Origin of the sequence: Nostoc sp. (assembly GCF_036919675.1) — a bacterium.
Taxonomy (GTDB): Bacteria; Cyanobacteriota; Cyanobacteriia; order Cyanobacteriales; family Nostocaceae; genus Nostoc.
In genome coordinates this window covers 41,073-61,446 of the sequence record NZ_JBALCP010000137.1, presented here as the reverse complement: position 1 = coordinate 61,446, position 20,374 = coordinate 41,073, and the positions used below count along the sequence as shown (strand labels likewise).

The window sequence follows — 20,374 nt, the reverse complement described above, 5'->3', positions numbered from 1 at the left end:
TAACTTTTAAGTTTCTAGCCGACGACTTGAATCGGCCCTTTCACACTTCCACTGATAAATTGTTTGATCAACGGATTTTCTGTGTTGTATATTTCACTAACTGTACCCTGCCACTGCACTTTACCTTCATAGAGAAATATAAGTCTATCAGCTGTTTGGCGGATAGTGCTGTGTTGATGGGTAACAACGGCATAGGTACTACAAACTCCATGTAAACATTGTAAATAGCGGATTAAATCTTCGATTACTGTTGAGGCAATGGGATCAAGTCCGGCTGTTGGTTCGTCGTATAGTAGAACTTCTGGACCTTCTGAGGGATTATCGGGGTTAGACATAATCGCACGCGCAAAACTTACCCGTTTTCGCATTCCCCCGGAAAGTTCGGATGGGTAGAGATTGCTTATTTCTGGCAAACCTACCATCTCCAATTTTTCTTTTACCAAATCTCGAATGCGCGATCGCCGTAGCTTTGAATTTTGATAAAGTAAAAATCCCACATTTTCCTCCACCGTCAGCGAATCAAATAGCGCCGCCTGCTGAAACACCATGCCAATGCCAACCTGCTGGCCACCATCCTCAATCAAACCGTCTCGCCGCACTCCTTGCACATAAATTTCTCCTTCATCGGGAATAAGTAACCCCGCCATTACCCGTAAAATTGTTGATTTACCAGTCCCTGATGGACCAATAATCCCCAGTGCTTCTCCCCGGTAAATGGTCAAGTCTACATTATCTAGAACTTTATGGCTACCAAAGGACTTAGAAACACCTTTCAGTTCAATCAATGGTTCAGGTTCAGTCATTAGTTATTAGTCATTGGTCATTGGTGAGCCAGTGGCTTGGGTGGGTTCCCCAATTTGTACCCCTACAAGGAAGCAAGCTACGGGTAGCGTCTCCCCTTCTCCCCAAAGGAGGGGCTAGCGCCAAAGAAGCAACTGGCGTGGTTTCCCTGATGAGCAACTGGTGAGTCCAGTCCTGTTCGGCTTTGCCGTTCCTACGGTAGGCTGGTTTCCCGCCCACCGTAGGGAACTGGCTGTCTTCTCAACCCTTGGAGAGGCTGCGCCCTAAGCGTTCGTGTAGCGTCTCGTAGAGAAGCTATGCCGCAGGCTTTACGAGACGCCCAAGGGACGCAGGGGTAGTGAGTCTTGTCCCAAAGGGAGATGCCAAAAGCGATAGCGCAGCGTTAGCGAGTCATCGAGCGTCACAAGCGTCACCCGAAGGGCGTTAGCGACGTACCTTATGAGGATCTTGCTACACGTAGCGGACACACCACTAGGAGCATTACACAAAGAGTCATTAGTCAGTACAAATATCCAAATGACTACTGACAACTAACAAAGCACAAATATGCCCAATTAGTTATGTGATAGTTATTGGTAGAGCATTGTATGGTACATTATAAGTATATGATTAGCATTCTGATTAGCAAACTTTATTTTTTTAGCATAATATTCAGTGATTTGCGATGTTTAAGTCCTAGAATCCCCTCAACGCAAAGATGACGAAGACACCGTAGTAATTTAACGTCTCAGTAAAGAGAAACTAAGTACAGCGTTGCAGTAATTTGTAGCGAATTTATCAATCATCTGTGCGACTGGATATGACCATCTGATTGGTTTAGCAGAGTCGTTGTGACGAGCAATAAAATCGGTGATGCGCTACTGTAAAGTCTTGAGGTCAGGAAAATCATTCGGGGTCAGTAATTTACGCGCTTATAATGCTGAACCAAATTTCAATTTAATCTAACCAATAAATTCTTGTAATTAGCAGAGTTATTATTTATTAGATAATTTTAGAGGTTAATCGCATCTGCCGTCAATCTTGGAGTTGGCAAGTGCCAAAATTATTAACTAATATTATACCAATTACTGAGAAAAATCAAAGTAGAGATTATGAGTAGCAACTTAGAGCAGTTTGCAAGTGATAATTCCTCTGGTATTTGTCCGGAAGCGCTAGAATATATGATTAGGGCAAATCAAGGTAGTGTTCCAGCATATGGAAATGATGAATGGACTCAAAAAGCCACAGATTATTTTCGGAAACTCTTTGAAATTGATTGTGAAGTATTTTTTACCTTTAATGGTACAGCCGCAAATTCTTTATCTTTAGCTGCCCTTTGTCAGTCATATCACAGCGTCATTTGTCATGAAACATCTCACATAGAAACAGATGAATGTGGCGCACCGGAATTTGCATCTAATGGCTCTAAACTGTTACTTGCTCAAGGTAAAAATGGCAAGTTAACATCAGAGGCGATAGAGGCTATTGTTACTAAACGTACTGACATTCATTATCCTAAACCTAAAGTTATTAGTATCACACAATCAACTGAACTAGGAACTTTATATTCTATTGAAGAACTTTTGAAAATTAAAGAAGTTGCGAAAAAGCATAACTTAAAGATTCATATGGATGGCGCTCGTTTTGCAAATGCAGTTGCTGCGATGAATAAAAGCCCTGCTGAAATTACTTGGAAAACTGGAGTCGATGTGTTGTGCTTTTGTGGTACAAAGAATGGAATGGCATTGGGTGAAGCCATTCTTTTCTTCAACAAAGAGCTAGCAGAGGATTTTGATTATCGATGCAAACAAGCAGGTCAGCTAGCCTCAAAAATGCGGTTTATCTCTGCTCCCTGGTTGGGTTTATTGGAAACTGGTGCTTGGCTAAAAAATGCCAGACATGCCAATCAATGTGCTGATTACTTAGAAAATCAACTATTAAACATAGAAGGTGTTGACTTGATGTTTCCTAGAGAAGCCAACGCCGTGTTTGTTAAATTACCTGAACAAGTCATTCACGCCTTAAAAGCAAAGAACTGGCAGTTTTATACATTTATTGGTGTGGGAGGAGTACGTTTTATGTGTTCTTGGAACACAACAAAATCAAGAATTGATGAGTTAATTGGTGATATTAAAAACGTAACTATTTCCAAAAATTAAATATGAAAAATCTAAATTAATAAAACAAGTACAGTAATCCTAAATTGTTTGTGAATACTCATGCCAAAATCTGGCATTGATATCAATCAAAACTTCATTGAATAACTATAGGTAATTGAACACTCACGGTAGTACCTGTCAAGAGGTCAGAAGAAATTAACAGTTCTCCACTATGAGCATTCACGATGCGTTTGGTAATAGCAAGTCCTAGCCCAGTGCCACAAGGTTTTGTGGAGAAGAATGGCACAGAAAGCTTGGTGAGAACTTCTGATGGAATTGGTTCGCCGCCATTGTGGACATGAATGCAGACTTTATCTGGATGCGAACAGTCTACTTTCCACTTCACAATATCTCCTGGTACAACTGCCTCACAAGCATTGCGGACAATGTTGATAAATACTTGCTTAAGTTTGTCCTTATCCCCCAAAATTTTTACCGTAGGCAAAATCGGAATAAATTCAATTTGTCGTTCCAGAGCTTCTGGCATTTCCCGGATGCATACTAGCAACTCATGAATGAATTCATTCACGTCCAATTCACAAAGCTGCAACACTTGGGGCTTGGCATAGAGCAAAATTTCACTCAGCAGACGTTCCAGACGACTAGCTTCGCTCAGTGCCAATGCTAATCGCTCTTGAGCAGATTCAGTCAGAATGGTTTTTCGGAAATACTTTAATCCCATAATCATTGTAGTCAAGGGATTACGAATTTCATGCACAATAATGGCAGCAAATTCACCAATAGCTGCCAATCGTTCTTGTTCTAAAAGCTTGGCTTGGGCTACTTGTAATTCTGCGGTGCGTTTTTCAACCTCAGCTTCCAAAATATGATTAAATTGGCACTGTTGTTGATAAAGATGATAGTTGTCAATTGCTGTTGCAGCTCGTTCAGCAAACAATTCCACAATTTGAATGTCTTCTTTTTTAAAATCACGTGGTTGGTGATTAAATGAACAGATAGTACCAATAACTTCACTTTCAGCAGTCCGTAATGGTATCCCTAAATATGCACAATAACCTTCTGGAGCCTGTCCATACTCTGGGTATTTTTGAGCATCTTCTACTGCTAATGAATGACCCATTTGGATAACAGTGCCAGTTAATAAACCATGTAGTGAATAAACATGTTCGCCCTCGCCCATTTCAAGACTACTCGCTAGAACAGTTTCAAATCCCTCTTGGCAAAAGGTAACAACTGTCCAATCAACTCCAATAAGTTCGCTGACTCCGCAGGCAATATTGTGCAAATAGCTACCCAGTTCGCCAGTTCGATAGTTCAAAGAAGACAAACGTGCTATAATTTGCCGCTCACGCTGCCAAGCTTGGTTGTGCAACAATATTTCGTCATCACTGGTTTTGCTCATGGATGCCTATTGCATGGGTTATAAAAATAATTTCAAAAATCAACTGGATAGTTATTTGGGGCACGCTGCACTAGTTTGATAGAAAGATTTTACTAGAGACATATGCTATTTACATACAACAAACTAATGAATTTATACTGAATTAAATGTAAATTTATACAACAATTATATAGGCAGGAATAAATGGTGTGATTGTGAGTAAAGTTAAACAATCTCAGAGCATTAGGTAGGCATAGCCCGTTGTAGATATCGCTTGACTTCAATCTGCTCCATTCACGATAATATGGTTACGTTTATTTTTGTCTAAGTACTTACAGGCTGAAAATTTAGATTTTGTTGAGAAATCCATAATAGAAAACATCTCAAAAGGAAATCACCATGACAGTCAATTTGCAAGGAATATTACAGCAACCAGGACAAGGTTCTTCATACTGGGTGTTTGGGGATTTGTGTACCTTTAAGGCGGTAGGTGAAGAAACTGGTCAAGCTTATGCTCTAATTGAAATTACTGTTCAACCACAAAACGGCCCACCTCCCCACATTCATCGTCATGAAGATGAAGCTTTTTATATTCAAGAGGGAGAATTGGAATTTCAGCTTGATGAGCAGATTATATTAGCAATTCCTGGAACCTTTCTCCACTCTCCCAAAGGTCAACTTCATAGGTTTACAAATATCGGCTCACAGCCAGCAAAATTGCTGTGCTGGGTCACACCAGCAGGGTTAGAGAAGTTTTTTATGGAAGTAGGTGTGCCAGTCTCAGAGAGGACGCAATTACCTAGCCTTAGTCCGGCAGACATTGAAAAAATTTTGGCAGTTGCTCCAAGATACGGTCTTGAGATTATTCCGCCGCCTGCTGAATCTTCGCAGGTATAGCCCAATATAACTTGCGGGCGATCGCACTTATACACCAAACAACAGTGCTGGAAAGTCTGAGAAGAATCAAGAAACTCCTATTGCTGGAGTTATGGAATTTGCCAAATTATCTGAGCAGCTTTTCCCCAGGCTTTTCAGTATTAAATAATGTCTATAAGAAATGAGGTATGTCAAAATTAGGAATCTGCAATCAAGTAAAACCATTATAGGTGGTGGAGAAGTAGTTGCCGGATCTAGAGGAGCGATCGCTAACTAAACGAATCAACAAAATTAAATAAATTTGTAACTAAAATTCTGACTGGACAATCAGAAGTTCAACAAAATAAAAATTTGTTTCATTGCCCGTGTGTAAGTCCTATAAAATTATCATTTGCATTAGACAGCTTCGAGGTGAAAATGCTTAAATGCTCTAGCTGCTTCCGGAATTAGCTCAATGTACCAATACCCATTTATTTCATCTGCAAACCAACTAATTATTGCAAGTGCTGGTTGTCCAAATTCGTCATCTTTTACTCCAAAGAATTCGCAGAACTTTGCACCTAAATGACCAATTTGACCAGAAGAATCACCATCATATCCCGCAGCTTCAGATAACTCCCAAGTACGTAATCTGCGATTGTCCTTCATAAAGTAACAATGCTGATACAACTTATTCAAGATGGCTTTGTGTCCCGGAGTTAATCCCTCATAAATTGAGTGGAATGCCTCCAGATATTTTTCTTCTGAAGGAATACAACGTTCAACATCTTTCAACACTCTATTCTTCCCCTTTTGATTTGCCAGAATGTAAAAATTTGGTGGCAATGAGTGAGTATCATCGTTTGCCCACCTCACGCAGAGGATAAAGTTGCATATACAACCTTTGATGTCAAACGAGAATTTAATCTACGTAATTAATAAATATCTTAAAGAATCGTTTAAAGGCATATTAGCTTCTACTTAGATAAATGTCTTAGGAAAGTACTAGTATTTAATATTACTTAAAATAATAAGTTTTAGCTTTGATTAGCAGTTAAGATTTTAGTTGGGATTAACCGATCTCAGCACAGTAGAGGATTCATAATCGATAATCCAGATATTGATTCCAAGGAAGAATGTTGATTTATGTGTATAGAATTTGGGCGGGAAATCTGCGGCAATCTTGACACCGCAGAATCGCGGGAGTGGTTAGTTACTAACGGTATTGGTGGTTACGCTTCTGCAACTGTGGCAGGTTTATTGACCCGCCGCTATCACGGACTACTGGTAGCAGCATTGAAACCACCTCTGGGTCGCACTTTGCTGCTGGCAAAACTAGATGAAATTGTCCTGTATGACACTCGCTCTTATTCTCTACACACCAATCGTTGGGCAGATGGTACTGTCAGTCCCCACGGTTATCAACATATTGAACGTTTTTCTCTGGAAAACACAATACCCGTATGGCGGTTTGCTGTTGCCGATGCCTTATTAGAAAAACGGGTGTGGATGCAACAAGGCGCTAACACAACCTATGTCCAATATACTCTGCGTCGTGCCACCCAACCGCTGAAGTTAACGCTCAAAGCAATGGTCAACTACCGCGATTATCACGGCGATACTCAAAGCAACGGCTGGCAGATGTCTGTTGAGCAGGTGGAACAGGGGATTTGTGTAACTGCTTATTCGGGCGCTGTACCACTGTATCTACTGAGCGATTCGCTTAAAGGCGATAGCTACGCTTTACGCGGTAGTGCATCTGTTGCCCACAATTGGTATTATGGCTTTGACTTGGCAATTGAACGCTATCGGGGATTGAGAGATAAAGAAGACCATCTCCACGCCGCCACTTTTGAAGTTACACTAAATCCTGGGGAAGCGATCGCATTTGTAGCCAGCACAGAAAAACAACCAGATTTGCATGGCGAAGCTGCACTTAAGTTGCGTCGCGCTCAAGAGCAGAAGCTAACAGGACTTTGGAATAGTAACCAACCCCTCAACACTAAGGAATCACCTAGCTGGATCAACCATCTAGTACTAGCTGCTGACCAGTTTATTGTTAACCGCCCAGTGCCAGAAGACTCCAACGGTAAAACCGTCATCGCTGGTTATCACTGGTTTGGCGACTGGGGACGCGACACAATGATTAGTCTACCTGGTTTGACAATTTCGACTGGTCGCCTAGAGGTAGCACGCTCAATTCTTCGCACTTTTGCTAGATACGTAGACCAAGGAATGTTGCCGAATCGCTTTCCCGATGCAGGTGAGCAACCAGAATATAATACTGTTGATGCCACTCTCTGGTACTTTGAAGCAGTCCGCGCCTACTACAGCGCTACGGACGACGATAATTTGCTTGGTGAACTCTTTCCAATACTTGCAGACATCATTAATTGGCACTGTCGCGGTACACGCTACAACATCCACCTCGATGCAGCCGATGGCTTACTTTATGCAGGCGTTGCAGGTGTACAACTGACCTGGATGGATGCCAAAATTGATGATTGGGTAGTTACGCCCCGAATTGGCAAACCGATTGAAGTTAATGCCCTCTGGTATAATGCTTTACGGACAATGGCAAAGTTTGCCCGTCAGCTTGGTAAACCACACCAAGAATATGAGGCAATGGCAGACCGTGCTCAGTATAGATTTTCTCGCTTCTGGAATGACGAGACAGGTTATTGCTATGACGTTCTAGACAGTCCTGATGGTGATGATTCGGCGTTGCGTCCTAACCAAATCTTTGCTGTTTCATTACCAGAAAGTCCGCTAACACCTGCCCAGCAAAGGAGTGTGGTGGAAGCTTGTGGACGAGTGCTGCTGACCTCTCATGGATTGCGATCGCTTGCCCCCGAACATCTTCGATATCAGGGTAAATACGGTGGTAATCAGTATCAACGTGACGGAGCTTATCATCAGGGGACAGTTTGGGGTTGGTTGTTGGGGCCGTTCGTCTTAGCACACCTGCGCGTCTACAAAAACCCTGAACAGGCTCGTCAATTTTTGGAACCAATGGCTAATCATCTCACTGCACACGGTCTTGGTAGTCTGAGCGAAATTTTTGATGGAGATGCCCCGATGACTCCACGGGGATGTATTGCCCAAGCGTGGACAGTGGCAGAGGTTTTGCGTGCTTGGTTGGCGACGGAGAGTTGATACGGGTAATAATTCAGGATTTAAGGCGCTGTTTAAAGATTATGATGCGATCGCATAAAACTCTATAATTGCTCACCGCCAATATCTTGGTCTTCAATCTTCCTGGAAAATACGGAAATCATCTCTTGAAGCTGATTTATAGCTTCTTGTGCTTGCAGCTCTTGGGCAATATCTAATGCCTGCTGTAGCTGCTTTAATCCTTCGGCGGATCTATTTTGGGCTAGCAACAGTTGTCCCAGCAAGCCTAAAGTAGCAGGTTGAATGTTTTTATGATTGACACTGCACTGAAATTCATATGCTTTTTGAGCAAGTTCAATTGCCTCTTCTAAATTTCCTTTTTGAGCAGCAAAATTAGCTTTTTCATGTAAGCGAACTGCTTCATTGTTCTTTACTATAAAAATTATTTCCTGTAATTCTTCAACTCCATCAAGTTGATTTTCTTGGAGCAGAGAAACCGCCTTTTCCAAATCTTGTACTCCACCTTCATAATCGCCCTGATGTGCCTTGATTTGCCCAAGCATTGATAAAACTTCTGAACACCAGTGAACATCCTTTAATATTTCTGAAAGTTCTAAACATTGGTGAGCTAAATTTAGTACTTCGTCAAATTTTTGACTTTCGCATTTTTCCTGAGCCGAATCAAAAAGGTGTCTTAGTTTTCCGTACTGTACTGTAAGGGCAATATTTTCTATCTTTTCCCTTTCAGGAAGATTATGCTGCTTGGCAATCTCAATTGCTTGAGAAGCTCTTTTAACACCGTCCTTAAAATCTCCTTCATCTATCAAAAGGTTTCCCAAGCAAGCTCACGATCACCGCATTCTGAGCGTAAAGTGGCTAGATTATGTAAAACCAGTGCCTGGAGCCAAGAGTTATCAATTTGGGGCAGTAAGTTATTTAAGTGTTCAAAAATCTCTCCTGCCTCTTCTATTTCACCTTGTTTAAACCTGAGCGATGCTGTATTGCTGAGAAGTTGAATTCTATCCTCAAGATTTTGGGACTGTGTTCTGTGTGAAACTAAACTTGGTAATAGATTATCCCAAGCATCAGTTTGACCAAGATCAACTTGAAGAGTGGCAATGTTATTTTGTACACCATAGAGTAAATTTTTATCTCCTGTTTCTTCAGCAAGCTCCAGTGCTTCCATATATAATCTAAGCGCTTCTTCAGGTTCACCTAATTCTCTCTTAATATCTGCTTCAGAACCAGGTGCAAAAGATACTAAACGGTTACATTTTTTCTGTAGATCAGTACCTGATAAGGCAGCTAACTGCTCTCGATGCAATCGCTGATTTAGCTCTGGAAGCAAAAAATCATACCTGGATGTAATAATCATCCGGTGTGGAAGACGGGATTGAGTTATTGCCTTCAACAGAGATATCAAGACTGTTACAGCTTCAGGCTTTAGGACTGCGTTACCATCTGTTCTCAATTCCAGATTTGCTTCAAAGTCATCAAGAACAAAGATTAGTCTCTGCGCTTGCTCATTGAGTCCTTCTCGTAAGAATTTGGTTAACTTTTGCGTAAGTGGGAGATTACTTTGTATAATTTTCTGTCCTGTTTCTGAAAGACATTGTTCAGCAAGCTGCCTTAGCAGTTTATCCTCATCTAATTGCCGATAGATAAAAATTTCATCATAAACTCTCCAACTCTTCTAACACTGCACAGATGTCTTCAAGAGTGGCATTCTCTAAAACAACTCGCACATCGTCACCTACAAGTACTACATCCAACTTCTTATTAGATCGTTTGTGTTCCTGATACCATTTACGGATTTGTTCTGCGACTGCGACTGTACCTCCTACAATCCCGACCACAGTGCCTATCACTGCCAATGTACCTTCTTTGGTAGTCACAGAATTTGCTGCTATCTCCCAACTACCCTGTAGACCAGTGGTTTCAAACAGTTTTTCAGCGGCAATATCAGTTTCGTCACCTTCAAGAGAAAGCTTTACCTTTACCATATGTCAATCGAGTAACTATAAATACAAGTATACTCTTCAATTTTTTGTACAAGACACTACCAGCGCCCGAATTATGCTCTAAATCAGAGTATTTTACTAAAATTTTTCGGATATAATTTCGGATATAATTTTATAAAATAAAACTTTAGGAAAAGCTGCTATTCGATTACATATAGACATGTATTAGCTTGTCTTAAGACATCTTTATTCTCCAAAATTAAAAGAATTGAGATTACTAACAAAAATTAATATAAGTTTATCCTAAATTTTAATTTATTAATTGACCGATCAATTTTTAATCAAGATTTCAGCACGATCTAGCGATCGCCAGGGTTCGGAGATTGCTTCACTTCGTACCCTTCGGGTTCTCCAAAGGAGTACGTAATGACAATTGTTCAACCGGACATGATATAACCCGTACAATAATTCCGCTCAGGATCCTGCTAGAGATGTCATGAACGTGATTTGCAGTCGATACAAAATACAACTAAATGTTTTACTCAAATGGATACCAGATAATTTAAATTTTTCTCATCCCTTGTGTAAAGCCTAATTGCAGATGCTCTTACCCTGCGACTAGACTGGCTCTCTAGCTACTCCCAGTAACCCCAAAAATCTTGATGCGCGACGCTACAACTAAGCTTTTTTTGAGACATCATCTGTTGTTTTTCAAGCAACCAGGTATTTAACTTATCCTGCAAAGTTGCTTCTTCAATAATTTCTGGAATCGATTCTTCCATAAACCCTAAGATGAACTCAAGAAAGACAGGATCGCTGTTACTGATTTCCCACGGACTTTCTCCTTGTAATACCTTCATGCCAATACCCTTGATTGCTTCCCACATAAAGGAACCACACTCAGGGCCCATCCCCCTGCCGAAGTCTTGATGGCGCTGCATATGGTGATGGTAGTATTTAATAAAGTCCGAATCTTTCTCGGATTGAGGAATAAAATTCATGCCAGTATAGTTAATAGTAGCTAGCATCGGCAAGTGGTACTTTTTTAAACATTCGAGTAGTGTCTGAAACTGCTTTTCGCTAAACAAATCGAACACTGCATTGGCGACAGCTAAGTCGAAAGTATTTAAGTCTATGAGATTTTCCAGATCTAAAATAGAGCCGACAATTCTGTGGATGGTAATTTTATGAACTTGATTTGTCAAAACCAATCTTGAGTTTTGCAATTGTGACTCATATCCATTTTCCTGTGCCCAAACGATTAGTCTATCAAAGGCGATTTCCAAAAGTTCTTGATTTTGTTCGACTAGAAACCACTCCTGCTCGTGGGAAATTTTGCTAAAGTAGTAGCGGCAGTTAGCTCCCGTACCTGCACCAAAATCAACAATTTTGAGCTTTTTGTGCCTTTTGAGATATTCTTGGCAGCTTGTTTCCACATTTAAGTTACGCGCTTTAGCATCATAGGAAATACGAAGCTCTAGCCATTGAGCTAATTTTTGGTTTTTATTCATTGTCACTTGTTAAATGCTTGTAAAAAATCCTGATAAGTTTTATCCCAAGAATTAAAGGATAGGTTAGCGATGTGAGCCAAAGCATTTGTCTGTAACTGAGTGAGTTCATTACGCATTGTAAGCAGCCTTGTGAGTGCTTTGAAAAACTGCTCCTGCTTACCTGGCTCAATTAGTATCCCATTGCTACCATCCTCAATCCAGTCAGTAATTGCTCCCGTTGCATAAGCTAATACGGGTAGCCCGTGAGCAACTGCTTCAGCGGTAGCCATAGAGTAACTCTCATAGGTAGATGGGGAGAGATAAAGAGCGCATTGGGGAAACAAGTCAAACATAGCCTGTTGCGGAAGGTAGCCATGTAAAATGATCCAATCTTGCATTTGCGATCGCTCTATTATCGCCAGAATCTCCTCTGTGTAACTGGCGTTCTGTTCGCACTCACCAATCAAATGTAGCCGAAAATTTTTCACCTGCATCTGGGCTAACATTTGTACTAAATCGAGTTGTCCTTTGCCTTGAGAAAATGTTCCTACTGTAATCAGATTTATCGGCTCTAGTTCAAAAAGTTTCTTGGGATCAGACAAACGGGACACTTGAACTTTTTCTATCCCTGGAAATGCAACTGTGATTTTATCTTTTTCTATGCCCTGACTTAAAAGATAATCTCGCATTTGCAAGCTGGGAACAATAATCCCATTCACAGCTTTTAGCCATAGTTTCTCGCTAGTCCAGAGGGCTTCCTTTTCCTGATTTGAGTAGTAGATATTCCTCGACTCAAGATAGTGAAGCATCAGGTAAATCTGCTGGAAATAGGGAGTAAATTTCTCAACAGAAGCTTTGAATTCAGGAATTGTCAAGTAGAGTCCATCAAGCACAAAGGTGCAGCTAGAAGGCAAAGCATTGAAACGCTCAATCAGCTCGGTAACAGGGCTATTTAAGGCATGAAAAAATCCTTTGCCTCTGGTTTCCTGCTCTAGGCGTTTGACAATTTCTGAATTGTAAATCGAGCCTCCTGATACATGACTCAATTGAGGCTGAATAAAATGGATCGCGCTCGGTTCATACCTGAGCTTCATAGCTTCCCCAAGCGATATGACTTTCCTCCAGAGTAATTTTGAGAGAGCCTTTGAAAAAAGAACTGACCTGGTTGCTAATTTGCTGGTGAATATAATAACCCATGTATTCTGTCGTTGTATTTATCCCCTTAAATTGTTCAAGAGTATCCAAGTTTTGGTAATTTAACGGTTCTAGAACTTCTTTGAGAATTGCGATCGCCTGACCGATATCAATCACTAAGCCATCTTTATCCAACTGAGGTACTTTGAATTCAGCCGTGATTATATAGGTTGCTCCGTGCAGCTTTTGAGCGGGGCCAAAAATTTCACCTTGGAAGCTGTGGGCAATCATAATGTGGTCTTTTACTGCGACAGAAAACATGATTTTTAATACTCAATTAATGGCGAAACTGGATGCACTTGACGCTGATATAACTGTGACATAAATTGTGGCAAGTCTCTAAAAGAAATCACAGGTTCCAAGAGAATATCTACAGTTGCATCTGCGAGCAAGCTCAAAACCCTTTCTTTGCGCTGGCGATAGTCAATTAGCTTTCGCATGGGTTTAGCGATCGCAGAAACTTGAGAAGCGATAATTTGTTTGCGTTGGTAATGAAAGGAACCCCCTAATTGCAAGGAAACTGATTGTGTTCCGTACCAACTCAGTTCGATACAGCGACCTTCAAAAGCTAGAGCATTAATCGCACTTTGAAGTCCAGAAGCAGAAGCGCTGGTATGAAAAACGATATTGTAATCGCCTTCTTTGTAGTCGGTTGTTAAACGGGAATTTTGCAACCAGGGTAGTTGTTCTAAGTATTGAATTCGCTGCTTATCTTGTTCTAAAAAGTCTGCCCCAATACCATACTCTTTGCTGAGGACAAAGCTAATGAGAATACCGATAATGCCTGCACCAACAATTAGGATGCGATCGCCCCGACTAACTTCGGCATCCCAGACCGCATTCAAGGCTGTTTCCGTGTTGGGAATTAAAGTCGCCCGTTTGCTAGGTAACCAATCTGGCAACTCTAAAGCATCAGAACTCTCGACGACGACTCTCGATTGGTGGGGATGCATGACAAAAAATCGTTTCCCCTGGTTGGAACCTTCATCAGCTTGACCAACAAGACTGTAACCGTACTTTAAAGGCAAGGCAAAACTGCCTTCCATATACCAACAGCGCATCGTTTCCCAGCACTCTTGGGGGACTTTTGCTAGACCTACCAGCCGCTCTGTACCCGGACTAATGCCACTGTAGAGCGTGTCCAAAAACAGAGGATCTTTTAGGGATGGCGTGACTGAGGTTTCTCTAATTTCACCAAGGCTAGGAGAGACTAACCAGTAGGCATAAGCTGGAGAATTTGTAGACATCTTTAAAGCTGTTGTACATTTTAATTGCGTAGTCTTAAGCAAGAGCACAAACAATTCATCTCTCTGACTTCCTGATCAGCCTTAACAAGCAAATTAAATGCGTGACTGCTTATCTTGGAGCAATTCCACCAGAATTTCTCCATCGAGATCGAAATGTTTCATTTTAAAGCGGAGTCCTTCGTCGATTGAGTTTATAACTGGAAGGGTGAAACTCGACCGTCCAGAACCCAAAATCAAAGGAGAAAAATGGAGATGCAGTAGCTCTATGCAATCAGCTTGTAAGAAATAGGATACGGTTTGTCCTCCACCTTCCAAAAAAATAGTTGAAATGCCATTTTCGTATAAAACCTTTAAAATTTCTGAGGGAGCTAAAACGGGTCTTTCTTGAGAATCTTTTGTTGAAGAGATCGGAAGCTCCAAAATTTTTTCTTTAGCTACTTGTGGTAGTACTCGATGCTGCTTTCCTTGAGGACATAATACAATCACTCTTTCATGAAGCGCCATCATCTGCAAATCATCAAGCCTCAAATCATTTTGACCTTCTATAATCACAGGAGTCGGATGCTTGCCAGTTACTAAACGAACCGTTAACTTAGGGTTGTCGAGTGTTGCCGTTACTGCTCCTACCATGACGGCATCATGAAGGGCACGCAGACGATGGGCATGTTTCAAGTTAGCCTCGTTACTGAGCCACTGAGAGTTTCCATTGACTGCTGCAATTTTGCCGTCAAGAGATTGTGCCAAGTGAGCCATCAGAAAGGGACGCTTTTCTAGGTAAGCTTCTCTTTGAGCAACTAAAAGCCTTATATATAAGGAAAAAGTTTGCCATCCATTGCTGCTCCACATTCCTTTAAAACATTGGGCATCTTGCACGATATCGCTTTTAAAAGGGGAGCCGCTTTTGAATACGATGGCAGATTGTACTTGAGAAAATAGTTGATTTGCGAAATTCAAGTTTTGACAGAAATCATTTGGAAAATCGATAATAATTAAGAAATCACTTTCTGGAATATGGGGTATCTTTTCGTTAGAAAGTTTTTGGAAACTCCACGGACTTTTTGCATTACCAAAAAAAGCCCAATACTCATTAAGTTGGGGAGGTTCATTTTTCATGACCTCCTTGCATTCTAGTAATGCTGACCAAATATCTTCTAAATGTTCATCAATTTTCAATGCATTTATTGCTAGAGGCCGGTGTTTCACTTTTAGAAGATGCCCCAGCTTCTTTGCTTTAGTCGTCAAATAATTTAAATTGTAGTAATTGGGTTCAATCGCTAAAGGAATACGTTCGACTACCTCAATACCGTAGTTTTGTAAACGAGCAATTTTGCGAGGATTATTAGTGATTAAGCGAATTTGATTCACCCCTAAATCCTTAAGTATTTGCGCTGCCATGCTGTAGTCTCGGAGATCAGCAGAGAATCCCAGACGTTCATTTGCTTCGACTGTATCCAATCCCAAATCTTGCAAAGAATAGGCTTTCACCTTATTCAACAGACCAATACCTCTTCCCTCTTGTGCCAAATAAATTATCACCCCTTGACCTGCTTTATCAATCATCCTCAGTGCTATTTGCAACTGCATTCCACAATCACAGCGCAGAGAACCCAAGGCATCCCCTGTTAAGCATTCTGAGTGTATTCTTACCATTACTGAGTTGTCGAACTTTGTCGGTTCACCCTTGACGATCGCAACGTTTTCTGAGTTATCCAGAGTATTACGATAGCCATAAATTTTGAACTGACCAAATTCGCTGGGTAATTTGGCGATCGCTACAGTTTCTGCAAATGCACTTTCGGTAATTGGTTTTAGGTCGCTCATAATTTCTGACAATATTTTGGTGTTTAGATTAACTAGCTGAGGCGCTACATTGCATTGAGCAGCACATCAACTTCTTAATTTACCATTCCACTCATTTCTGACAACACAACCCCCTCTTTTGCATCCTCACTACTGGCAATTTTGTTGACAATTACTAGATCAAAATACACAATTTAAGTCACTGCTGATAATAGCAGAATAGAACCCCAATACCAAATTAGAAGCATTACGGGTAAGAGGATGTTTTAAAAGGATCTTTTGCTCTCATTGTTAACACTGCATAGGATCTCAGCACATGGCTAAAATCTTGATTTTTTGTCGGAGTTAACCCAGTCAGAACGGGAAAATTATACCTTCTTGGACTTTTAAAACATCCTCTAAAGACAGAACACCTGCTTGCCATAATTCCTGACAAGCGATCCGCCTAGCTTGGTGTATTTTCTTTGCCCCAAAAGCTTCGGCTACCAGATATCCTCCTGCTGTGAGAATACCATATTCCATAGATAAGCAAAAAAATTAACGAGATTTTTTTAATGACAGAAATTTGTGTATTATCTCATAATTTGTGTATAAATCATCAAATTTTATCTGTCATATTTATTAATATGACAGGTTGTCATATGTGCACAATATGGCAATATGATGTCACTTGTTAGATAAATGAGAGGGACACAGTAGGGTATTTAACCTTAACTTAATAATGTTTGAATAGTCAACTCACGTGATATGCAACTTATTCTTAGAACCCCGCTTCCATTCCTCTCTCGCACTTCTGAGAGGCTTTGATTCTTGCTCCCCAACCCTACAAGGGTTGGGGTTGGGGGTTAGGTTTGAGAAAAAGTTGCACACGGCGTGAACTCCTCATTTTGATAACAATCCCATTTGAAGAACGCAGAACTTAAAATATCCCCACGGATGAATCTAGGGGCTTGTAATCTCACTTTTGTAAAGATTTAACTCACTCATGGTTATGAAACATTTATCTCAGTTTCTGTATAAGCTGCTGCTCACGATTTTAGCAGGCATATTCATCTCTATAAGTACGTTTCCAGCGAAAGTAATAGCCTTTGACTTGAGGAATACTCCTCCGCAATATCGAGAGCAAGCGCGACAGCAAGAAGCGCAACTCCGTAAACCAAGGCTAGGTGCCCCAAGACCAGGTGCCCCACAGCTAGGCGAGGCCCCCCCACAGCCGCGAAATTGTCCCAATACTAATCAGCCGGTAGACTTCCAAAAAAATCTTGGTCTGGACTACATAGACAGCGACAGCAATCATGTATTAAACGCAACCTTAAATGTTATTAATCCAGAGTCTTTCACCCTCGGAGACGTAACTTTCAAAAGCAACTATAAAGCTACATATGAGGGGAAGGAAGCGAATTTCCAGACGGACTCAAACAACCAGAGGCTTGCTCTCTACCAGACCGAGGAGAATAAACTAGGCACATACATGCCACCAGTCTTACGGGTATCGCCTGGTGATACTATCAAACTGAAGCTGAACAATAATTTGACTGGTCAATGGACTGGAAGCGCTCCGCAAGATACTAATTTTCATTATCATGGTTTTAATGTACCGGCAACCAAACATGCTGACGATGTACTTACCCACATTCGTCCTGGACAAAGCGACCCAATGGACTTCGTGATCCCGAAGAATCATCAACCTGGGCTGTTCTGGTATCATCCGCATGTCCACGATGATAGCGACTCACAGGTTAGTAGTGGCATGTCAGGTGCGATTATTATTAAAGGCATTGAGAACTATTACCCCATTATTAATGGAATTCCCCTGAAGCCAGATAAGCCTAACCTTGTCAAGGAGATTGTTAAGGACATTGAGCAACCTGATGACACCACTATTAAGGGAATTCTGCCGCAGCTTAAGCCTAGTCTCACTGAGAGAGTGCTTTTGTTTAAGGATTTACAGCTTAAGGAGCAGCTTAAAATTGACCCGCCAAACACCTACGCCTGCTACACCCTTAACGGTTTAGTCAACCCCAATATTACTATTAAACCGGGAGAGGTTCAGTTCTGGCGCATTGGCAATATTGGCGCAGACAATTACATAAATCTGTCGCTACAAAAGTCAACAGGTGATACAGGCCCTTTGTATATATTGGCACGCGACGGCAACATTGTGAATCCGCCGTTTTTACAAAAAGAGCCGATTCTGCTAGCGCCTGGTAATCGAGTTGAGGTACTAGTAATTGGACCTCCATCGGGACAACAGTACAATCTGGTCTCAACCGAGGTTTTGAACACAGATACAATAGGTCAAGAACCTAGTCGGGCAACCTTCAAAGGGAATCCCACAGTAGCAACAGTTTCATCTGAGGGTGAGCAAGTAAATTACGATGTTGGTGCTTTAGAAGAATACATACTGAGCCAAAAACCACAAGATAAGTTGGATGATTTACCAAGTATTGATCAGCTAGCCAAGATGTCGATACTCCCGAACCATCAACGTCTATTCACGTTCACGCAAAATTTTGCCAATCCGAATAAACTGGCGAGAGGAGGAGAGTTTTATATCAACGATAATATATACGATGAGAACCAATTTGATACAGTCGTCCGGCTGGGTGATATTGAAGAATGGACTCTTGTAAATGCAACACCAATTCATCATGCCTTCCATATCCACCAACTCGATTTCTTGGTTACTGAGGTCAATGGTGTAGCCCAATCTCTACAGGGGTATCAGGATACGGTCGATCTCCCACCTTGTACGAAAGCAAAACAAGATAATGATAATTGTGAGCTTGGAACAGAAAGCTTAACTGTGGTGCGTATTCCTTTTACTAACAAGATCATTGCTGCCCAATTCGATGGCAAGCAATCTTCCATAGACTCTGACAAATCCTTATACGAAAATGGCCAATTCGTCGGTGGCCAATTCGTCTATCACTGTCATCTCCTGTATCATGAAGATCATGGAATGATGCAGAATATTCTGGTCTTACCACCTCTTCCTTCAGATCCTTGAGATCCTTCATCTACATTCTAAGTAAAGTGCAAAGCGTGGCTTAAGCTGCAAGATACAAGATTAGTAAATTAGTAAAAATCTTCTGGGGTGGGCATCCCTGCCCACTCTAAATTTACTAAAAAAGAGAAAGTTTTTGCTTAGGTTTTTGAAATTTGTAAAAACCTTTTTATGTATACCTAAAAGTTTTATTATAAAATTGGGGAAAAAGTTTCTGAAAGTTGGTAAACAGTTAAATATGAAATACTTTTTCGCAAACAAGAAGCTGTGAATGCGCTAAACATTTTGGTAATTGCATTATCATACATCTATTTTCTTGACTACATAGATGTAAGTCTGATACAACTGTTTAAAGAGGAACATTATTTGCGTAAGTCCTAATATCTTACACAATTTTCAATTAGACGAATATAAGAGATTTATCTAAAAACTAGTTTAACACCCTTATAGCACTAAAATTTGAGTTTCATTTTTGCACAATTATAATCACATAAACGTTACAAGTATGACATCACCTCAAGACAAATATAACTCTAAATTGCAGATTGGCGATACAGATTACGAAGAAAAAATCCGTCAAAGTTTTGCTTATTACTCAGATAAATGGGACAATGAAAATTTAACTTATCACTATAAAATAAAAAGACAGTGGTTATTAAATACTATCCACGAATTTTATCAAAAAACACAACAAAAGAATTTTAATCTAAAAATATTAGATGCTGGATGTGGCAACGGTCTGTATTTAATAGATATTGTAGAAGCTTTGGAAAATATTTATAGTGTAGATGGTGTAGGTGTTGATATAACTGAAGAAATGATTGATATATCTCGAAAAAGATCACTACATTTAAAGGGTAAATATCAATGGATTCAAATAGATTTGGAGAATGATGATTGTAAATCGAAACTCGGAGAAGACCAATTTGATATCATTATAATGAACGGAGTCGTATGTTATTTTAAAAATATACCCAAAGCGCTTAAATCTCTAAAAAACCTTTTAAAACAAGATGGAAAACTGATTATTATCCATCACAATCCCAATAATTTGACTAATCTTGTTCTGAGAATTCAAAGTCTATTAGAATCTGAATTTATCTGGTTTAGAAATCCTTCAGAAAAAGAAATCACAACTTATGCTGAAACAGAAGGCTATTTGTTAAATAAATCTCAAGTTTTACCTTGTGGAGGTATACCGTATTTATTTTATAGTCTAGGTAAGATATTTTGGGATGGTTACGGTTTAGTCTTTACCCTAAAATAGGATTGTTTAATTAATCTTAATATTTTTAAAACATCACTCAATCACTCACTTATATGAATATTGAAGTATAAACATGGGTTGGGGAGCGACTCTAGGGACAAATATCACTAACACCAAGAATATTGAATTAAAACAGACAAATAAATTAAGATCTGCGA

Annotated in this window: 16 protein-coding genes and 2 pseudogenes; 5 read left to right on the top strand and 13 right to left on the bottom strand. The window is 40.4% G+C overall.

Translation table 11 applies throughout. The annotated features are described in order from the left end of the window. Positions 1-14: 14 nt before the first annotated feature. Entirely contained in the window at positions 15-803 is a 789-nt protein-coding gene (locus V7K49_RS33460) for an ABC transporter ATP-binding protein (protein ID WP_334869894.1), read from the bottom strand. A gap of 1,089 nt (positions 804-1,892) precedes the next feature. On the opposite strand from V7K49_RS33460, the gene V7K49_RS33455 reads away from it, so the two are divergent. Continuing rightward, complete coding sequence (locus V7K49_RS33455) at positions 1,893-2,939, top strand: threonine aldolase family protein (RefSeq protein WP_335209505.1); 1,047 nt, start codon at positions 1,893-1,895, stop codon at positions 2,937-2,939. Between the two features lie 94 nt (positions 2,940-3,033). On the opposite strand, the gene V7K49_RS33450 is transcribed toward V7K49_RS33455, so the two are convergent. Beyond that, positions 3,034-4,302, bottom strand: a complete 1,269-nt coding sequence (locus tag V7K49_RS33450; RefSeq protein WP_335209504.1) for an ATP-binding protein — start codon at positions 4,300-4,302, stop codon at positions 3,034-3,036. Between the two features lie 378 nt (positions 4,303-4,680). On the opposite strand from V7K49_RS33450, the gene V7K49_RS33445 reads away from it, so the two are divergent. Beyond that, positions 4,681-5,178, top strand: a complete 498-nt coding sequence (locus tag V7K49_RS33445) for a quercetin 2,3-dioxygenase (protein ID WP_335209503.1) — start codon at positions 4,681-4,683, stop codon at positions 5,176-5,178. A 375-nt stretch (positions 5,179-5,553) separates the two neighbouring features. Here V7K49_RS33445 and V7K49_RS33440 read toward each other — a convergent pair whose 3' ends face one another. Further along, the gene (locus tag V7K49_RS33440) at positions 5,554-5,931 is read right to left on the bottom strand and encodes a hypothetical protein (RefSeq protein WP_335209501.1); all 378 of its coding nucleotides are present in this window, start codon (positions 5,929-5,931) and stop codon (positions 5,554-5,556) included. Positions 5,932-6,282: 351 nt separating this feature from the next. Here V7K49_RS33440 and V7K49_RS33435 point away from each other — a divergent pair, with 351 nt between their 5' ends. After that, positions 6,283-8,292: an amylo-alpha-1,6-glucosidase gene (locus tag V7K49_RS33435; RefSeq protein ID WP_335209500.1), complete on the top strand. Its 2,010-nt coding sequence runs from the start codon at positions 6,283-6,285 to the stop codon at positions 8,290-8,292. Positions 8,293-8,354: 62 nt separating this feature from the next. On the opposite strand, the gene V7K49_RS33430 is transcribed toward V7K49_RS33435, so the two are convergent. From V7K49_RS33430 to V7K49_RS33385, 10 genes and pseudogenes are all read right to left on the bottom strand, one after another. Then, positions 8,355-9,077, bottom strand: a complete 723-nt coding sequence (locus tag V7K49_RS33430) for a tetratricopeptide repeat protein (protein ID WP_335209498.1) — start codon at positions 9,075-9,077, stop codon at positions 8,355-8,357. Then, the gene (locus V7K49_RS33425) at positions 9,074-9,721 is read right to left on the bottom strand and encodes a tetratricopeptide repeat protein (RefSeq protein ID WP_335209497.1); all 648 of its coding nucleotides are present in this window, start codon (positions 9,719-9,721) and stop codon (positions 9,074-9,076) included. Before V7K49_RS33425 ends, V7K49_RS33430 begins: the two co-directional genes overlap by 4 nt. A 202-nt stretch (positions 9,722-9,923) precedes the next feature. Continuing rightward, positions 9,924-10,253 carry a hypothetical protein gene (locus tag V7K49_RS33420; protein ID WP_335209495.1) on the bottom strand — a complete coding sequence of 110 codons (330 nt, stop codon included), beginning with the start codon at positions 10,251-10,253 and terminating at the stop codon, positions 9,924-9,926. Between the two features lie 593 nt (positions 10,254-10,846). Continuing rightward, entirely contained in the window at positions 10,847-11,722 is an 876-nt protein-coding gene (locus V7K49_RS33415) for a class I SAM-dependent methyltransferase (protein WP_335209494.1), read from the bottom strand. A gap of 2 nt (positions 11,723-11,724) precedes the next feature. Further along, positions 11,725-12,795, bottom strand: a complete 1,071-nt coding sequence (locus V7K49_RS33410; RefSeq protein WP_335209493.1) for a glycosyltransferase family 4 protein — start codon at positions 12,793-12,795, stop codon at positions 11,725-11,727. After that, positions 12,779-13,156, bottom strand: coding sequence for a 6-pyruvoyl trahydropterin synthase family protein (locus tag V7K49_RS33405; protein WP_335209492.1), 378 nt, complete (start codon positions 13,154-13,156; stop codon positions 12,779-12,781). The genes V7K49_RS33410 and V7K49_RS33405 overlap by 17 nt, the downstream gene beginning before the upstream one ends. Before the next feature lie 5 nt (positions 13,157-13,161). Continuing rightward, positions 13,162-14,142: a zinc-dependent alcohol dehydrogenase gene (locus V7K49_RS33400; protein WP_335209491.1), complete on the bottom strand. Its 981-nt coding sequence runs from the start codon at positions 14,140-14,142 to the stop codon at positions 13,162-13,164. Between the two features lie 93 nt (positions 14,143-14,235). Continuing rightward, a pseudogene (locus tag V7K49_RS33395) lies at positions 14,236-14,892 on the bottom strand (RibD family protein); the annotation flags it as partial. A 456-nt stretch (positions 14,893-15,348) separates the two neighbouring features. Then, positions 15,349-15,912 (bottom strand): annotated as a pseudogene (gene ribA / locus V7K49_RS33390) (GTP cyclohydrolase II); the annotation flags it as partial. A 384-nt stretch (positions 15,913-16,296) separates the two neighbouring features. Continuing rightward, positions 16,297-16,464 carry a hypothetical protein gene (locus V7K49_RS33385; protein ID WP_335209489.1) on the bottom strand — a complete coding sequence of 56 codons (168 nt, stop codon included), beginning with the start codon at positions 16,462-16,464 and terminating at the stop codon, positions 16,297-16,299. 463 nt (positions 16,465-16,927) lie between these two features. Here V7K49_RS33385 and V7K49_RS33380 point away from each other — a divergent pair, with 463 nt between their 5' ends. Together V7K49_RS33380 and V7K49_RS33375 are read left to right on the top strand one after the other, a co-directional pair. Further along, positions 16,928-18,952, top strand: coding sequence for a multicopper oxidase family protein (locus V7K49_RS33380; RefSeq protein ID WP_335209488.1), 2,025 nt, complete (start codon positions 16,928-16,930; stop codon positions 18,950-18,952). 502 nt (positions 18,953-19,454) lie between these two features. Next, positions 19,455-20,216 (top strand): class I SAM-dependent methyltransferase, encoded by a 762-nt coding sequence (locus V7K49_RS33375; protein WP_335209487.1) that lies wholly within the window; start codon positions 19,455-19,457, stop codon positions 20,214-20,216. Positions 20,217-20,374: the final 158 nt, after the last annotated feature.

Coding starts and splice junctions, on each gene's coding strand:
- V7K49_RS33460 (WP_334869894.1), bottom strand. CDS start 803: ATGACTGAACCTGAACCATTGATTGAACTGAAAGGTGTTTCTAAGTCC.
- V7K49_RS33455 (WP_335209505.1), top strand. CDS start 1,893: ATGAGTAGCAACTTAGAGCAGTTTGCAAGTGATAATTCCTCTGGTATT.
- V7K49_RS33450 (WP_335209504.1), bottom strand. CDS start 4,302: ATGAGCAAAACCAGTGATGACGAAATATTGTTGCACAACCAAGCTTGG.
- V7K49_RS33445 (WP_335209503.1), top strand. CDS start 4,681: ATGACAGTCAATTTGCAAGGAATATTACAGCAACCAGGACAAGGTTCT.
- V7K49_RS33435 (WP_335209500.1), top strand. CDS start 6,283: ATGTGTATAGAATTTGGGCGGGAAATCTGCGGCAATCTTGACACCGCA.
- V7K49_RS33420 (WP_335209495.1), bottom strand. CDS start 10,253: ATGGTAAAGGTAAAGCTTTCTCTTGAAGGTGACGAAACTGATATTGCC.
- V7K49_RS33415 (WP_335209494.1), bottom strand. CDS start 11,722: ATGAATAAAAACCAAAAATTAGCTCAATGGCTAGAGCTTCGTATTTCC.
- V7K49_RS33410 (WP_335209493.1), bottom strand. CDS start 12,795: ATGAAGCTCAGGTATGAACCGAGCGCGATCCATTTTATTCAGCCTCAA.
- V7K49_RS33405 (WP_335209492.1), bottom strand. CDS start 13,156: ATGTTTTCTGTCGCAGTAAAAGACCACATTATGATTGCCCACAGCTTC.
- V7K49_RS33400 (WP_335209491.1), bottom strand. CDS start 14,142: ATGTCTACAAATTCTCCAGCTTATGCCTACTGGTTAGTCTCTCCTAGC.
- V7K49_RS33385 (WP_335209489.1), bottom strand. CDS start 16,464: ATGGAATATGGTATTCTCACAGCAGGAGGATATCTGGTAGCCGAAGCT.
- V7K49_RS33380 (WP_335209488.1), top strand. CDS start 16,928: ATGGTTATGAAACATTTATCTCAGTTTCTGTATAAGCTGCTGCTCACG.
- V7K49_RS33375 (WP_335209487.1), top strand. CDS start 19,455: ATGACATCACCTCAAGACAAATATAACTCTAAATTGCAGATTGGCGAT.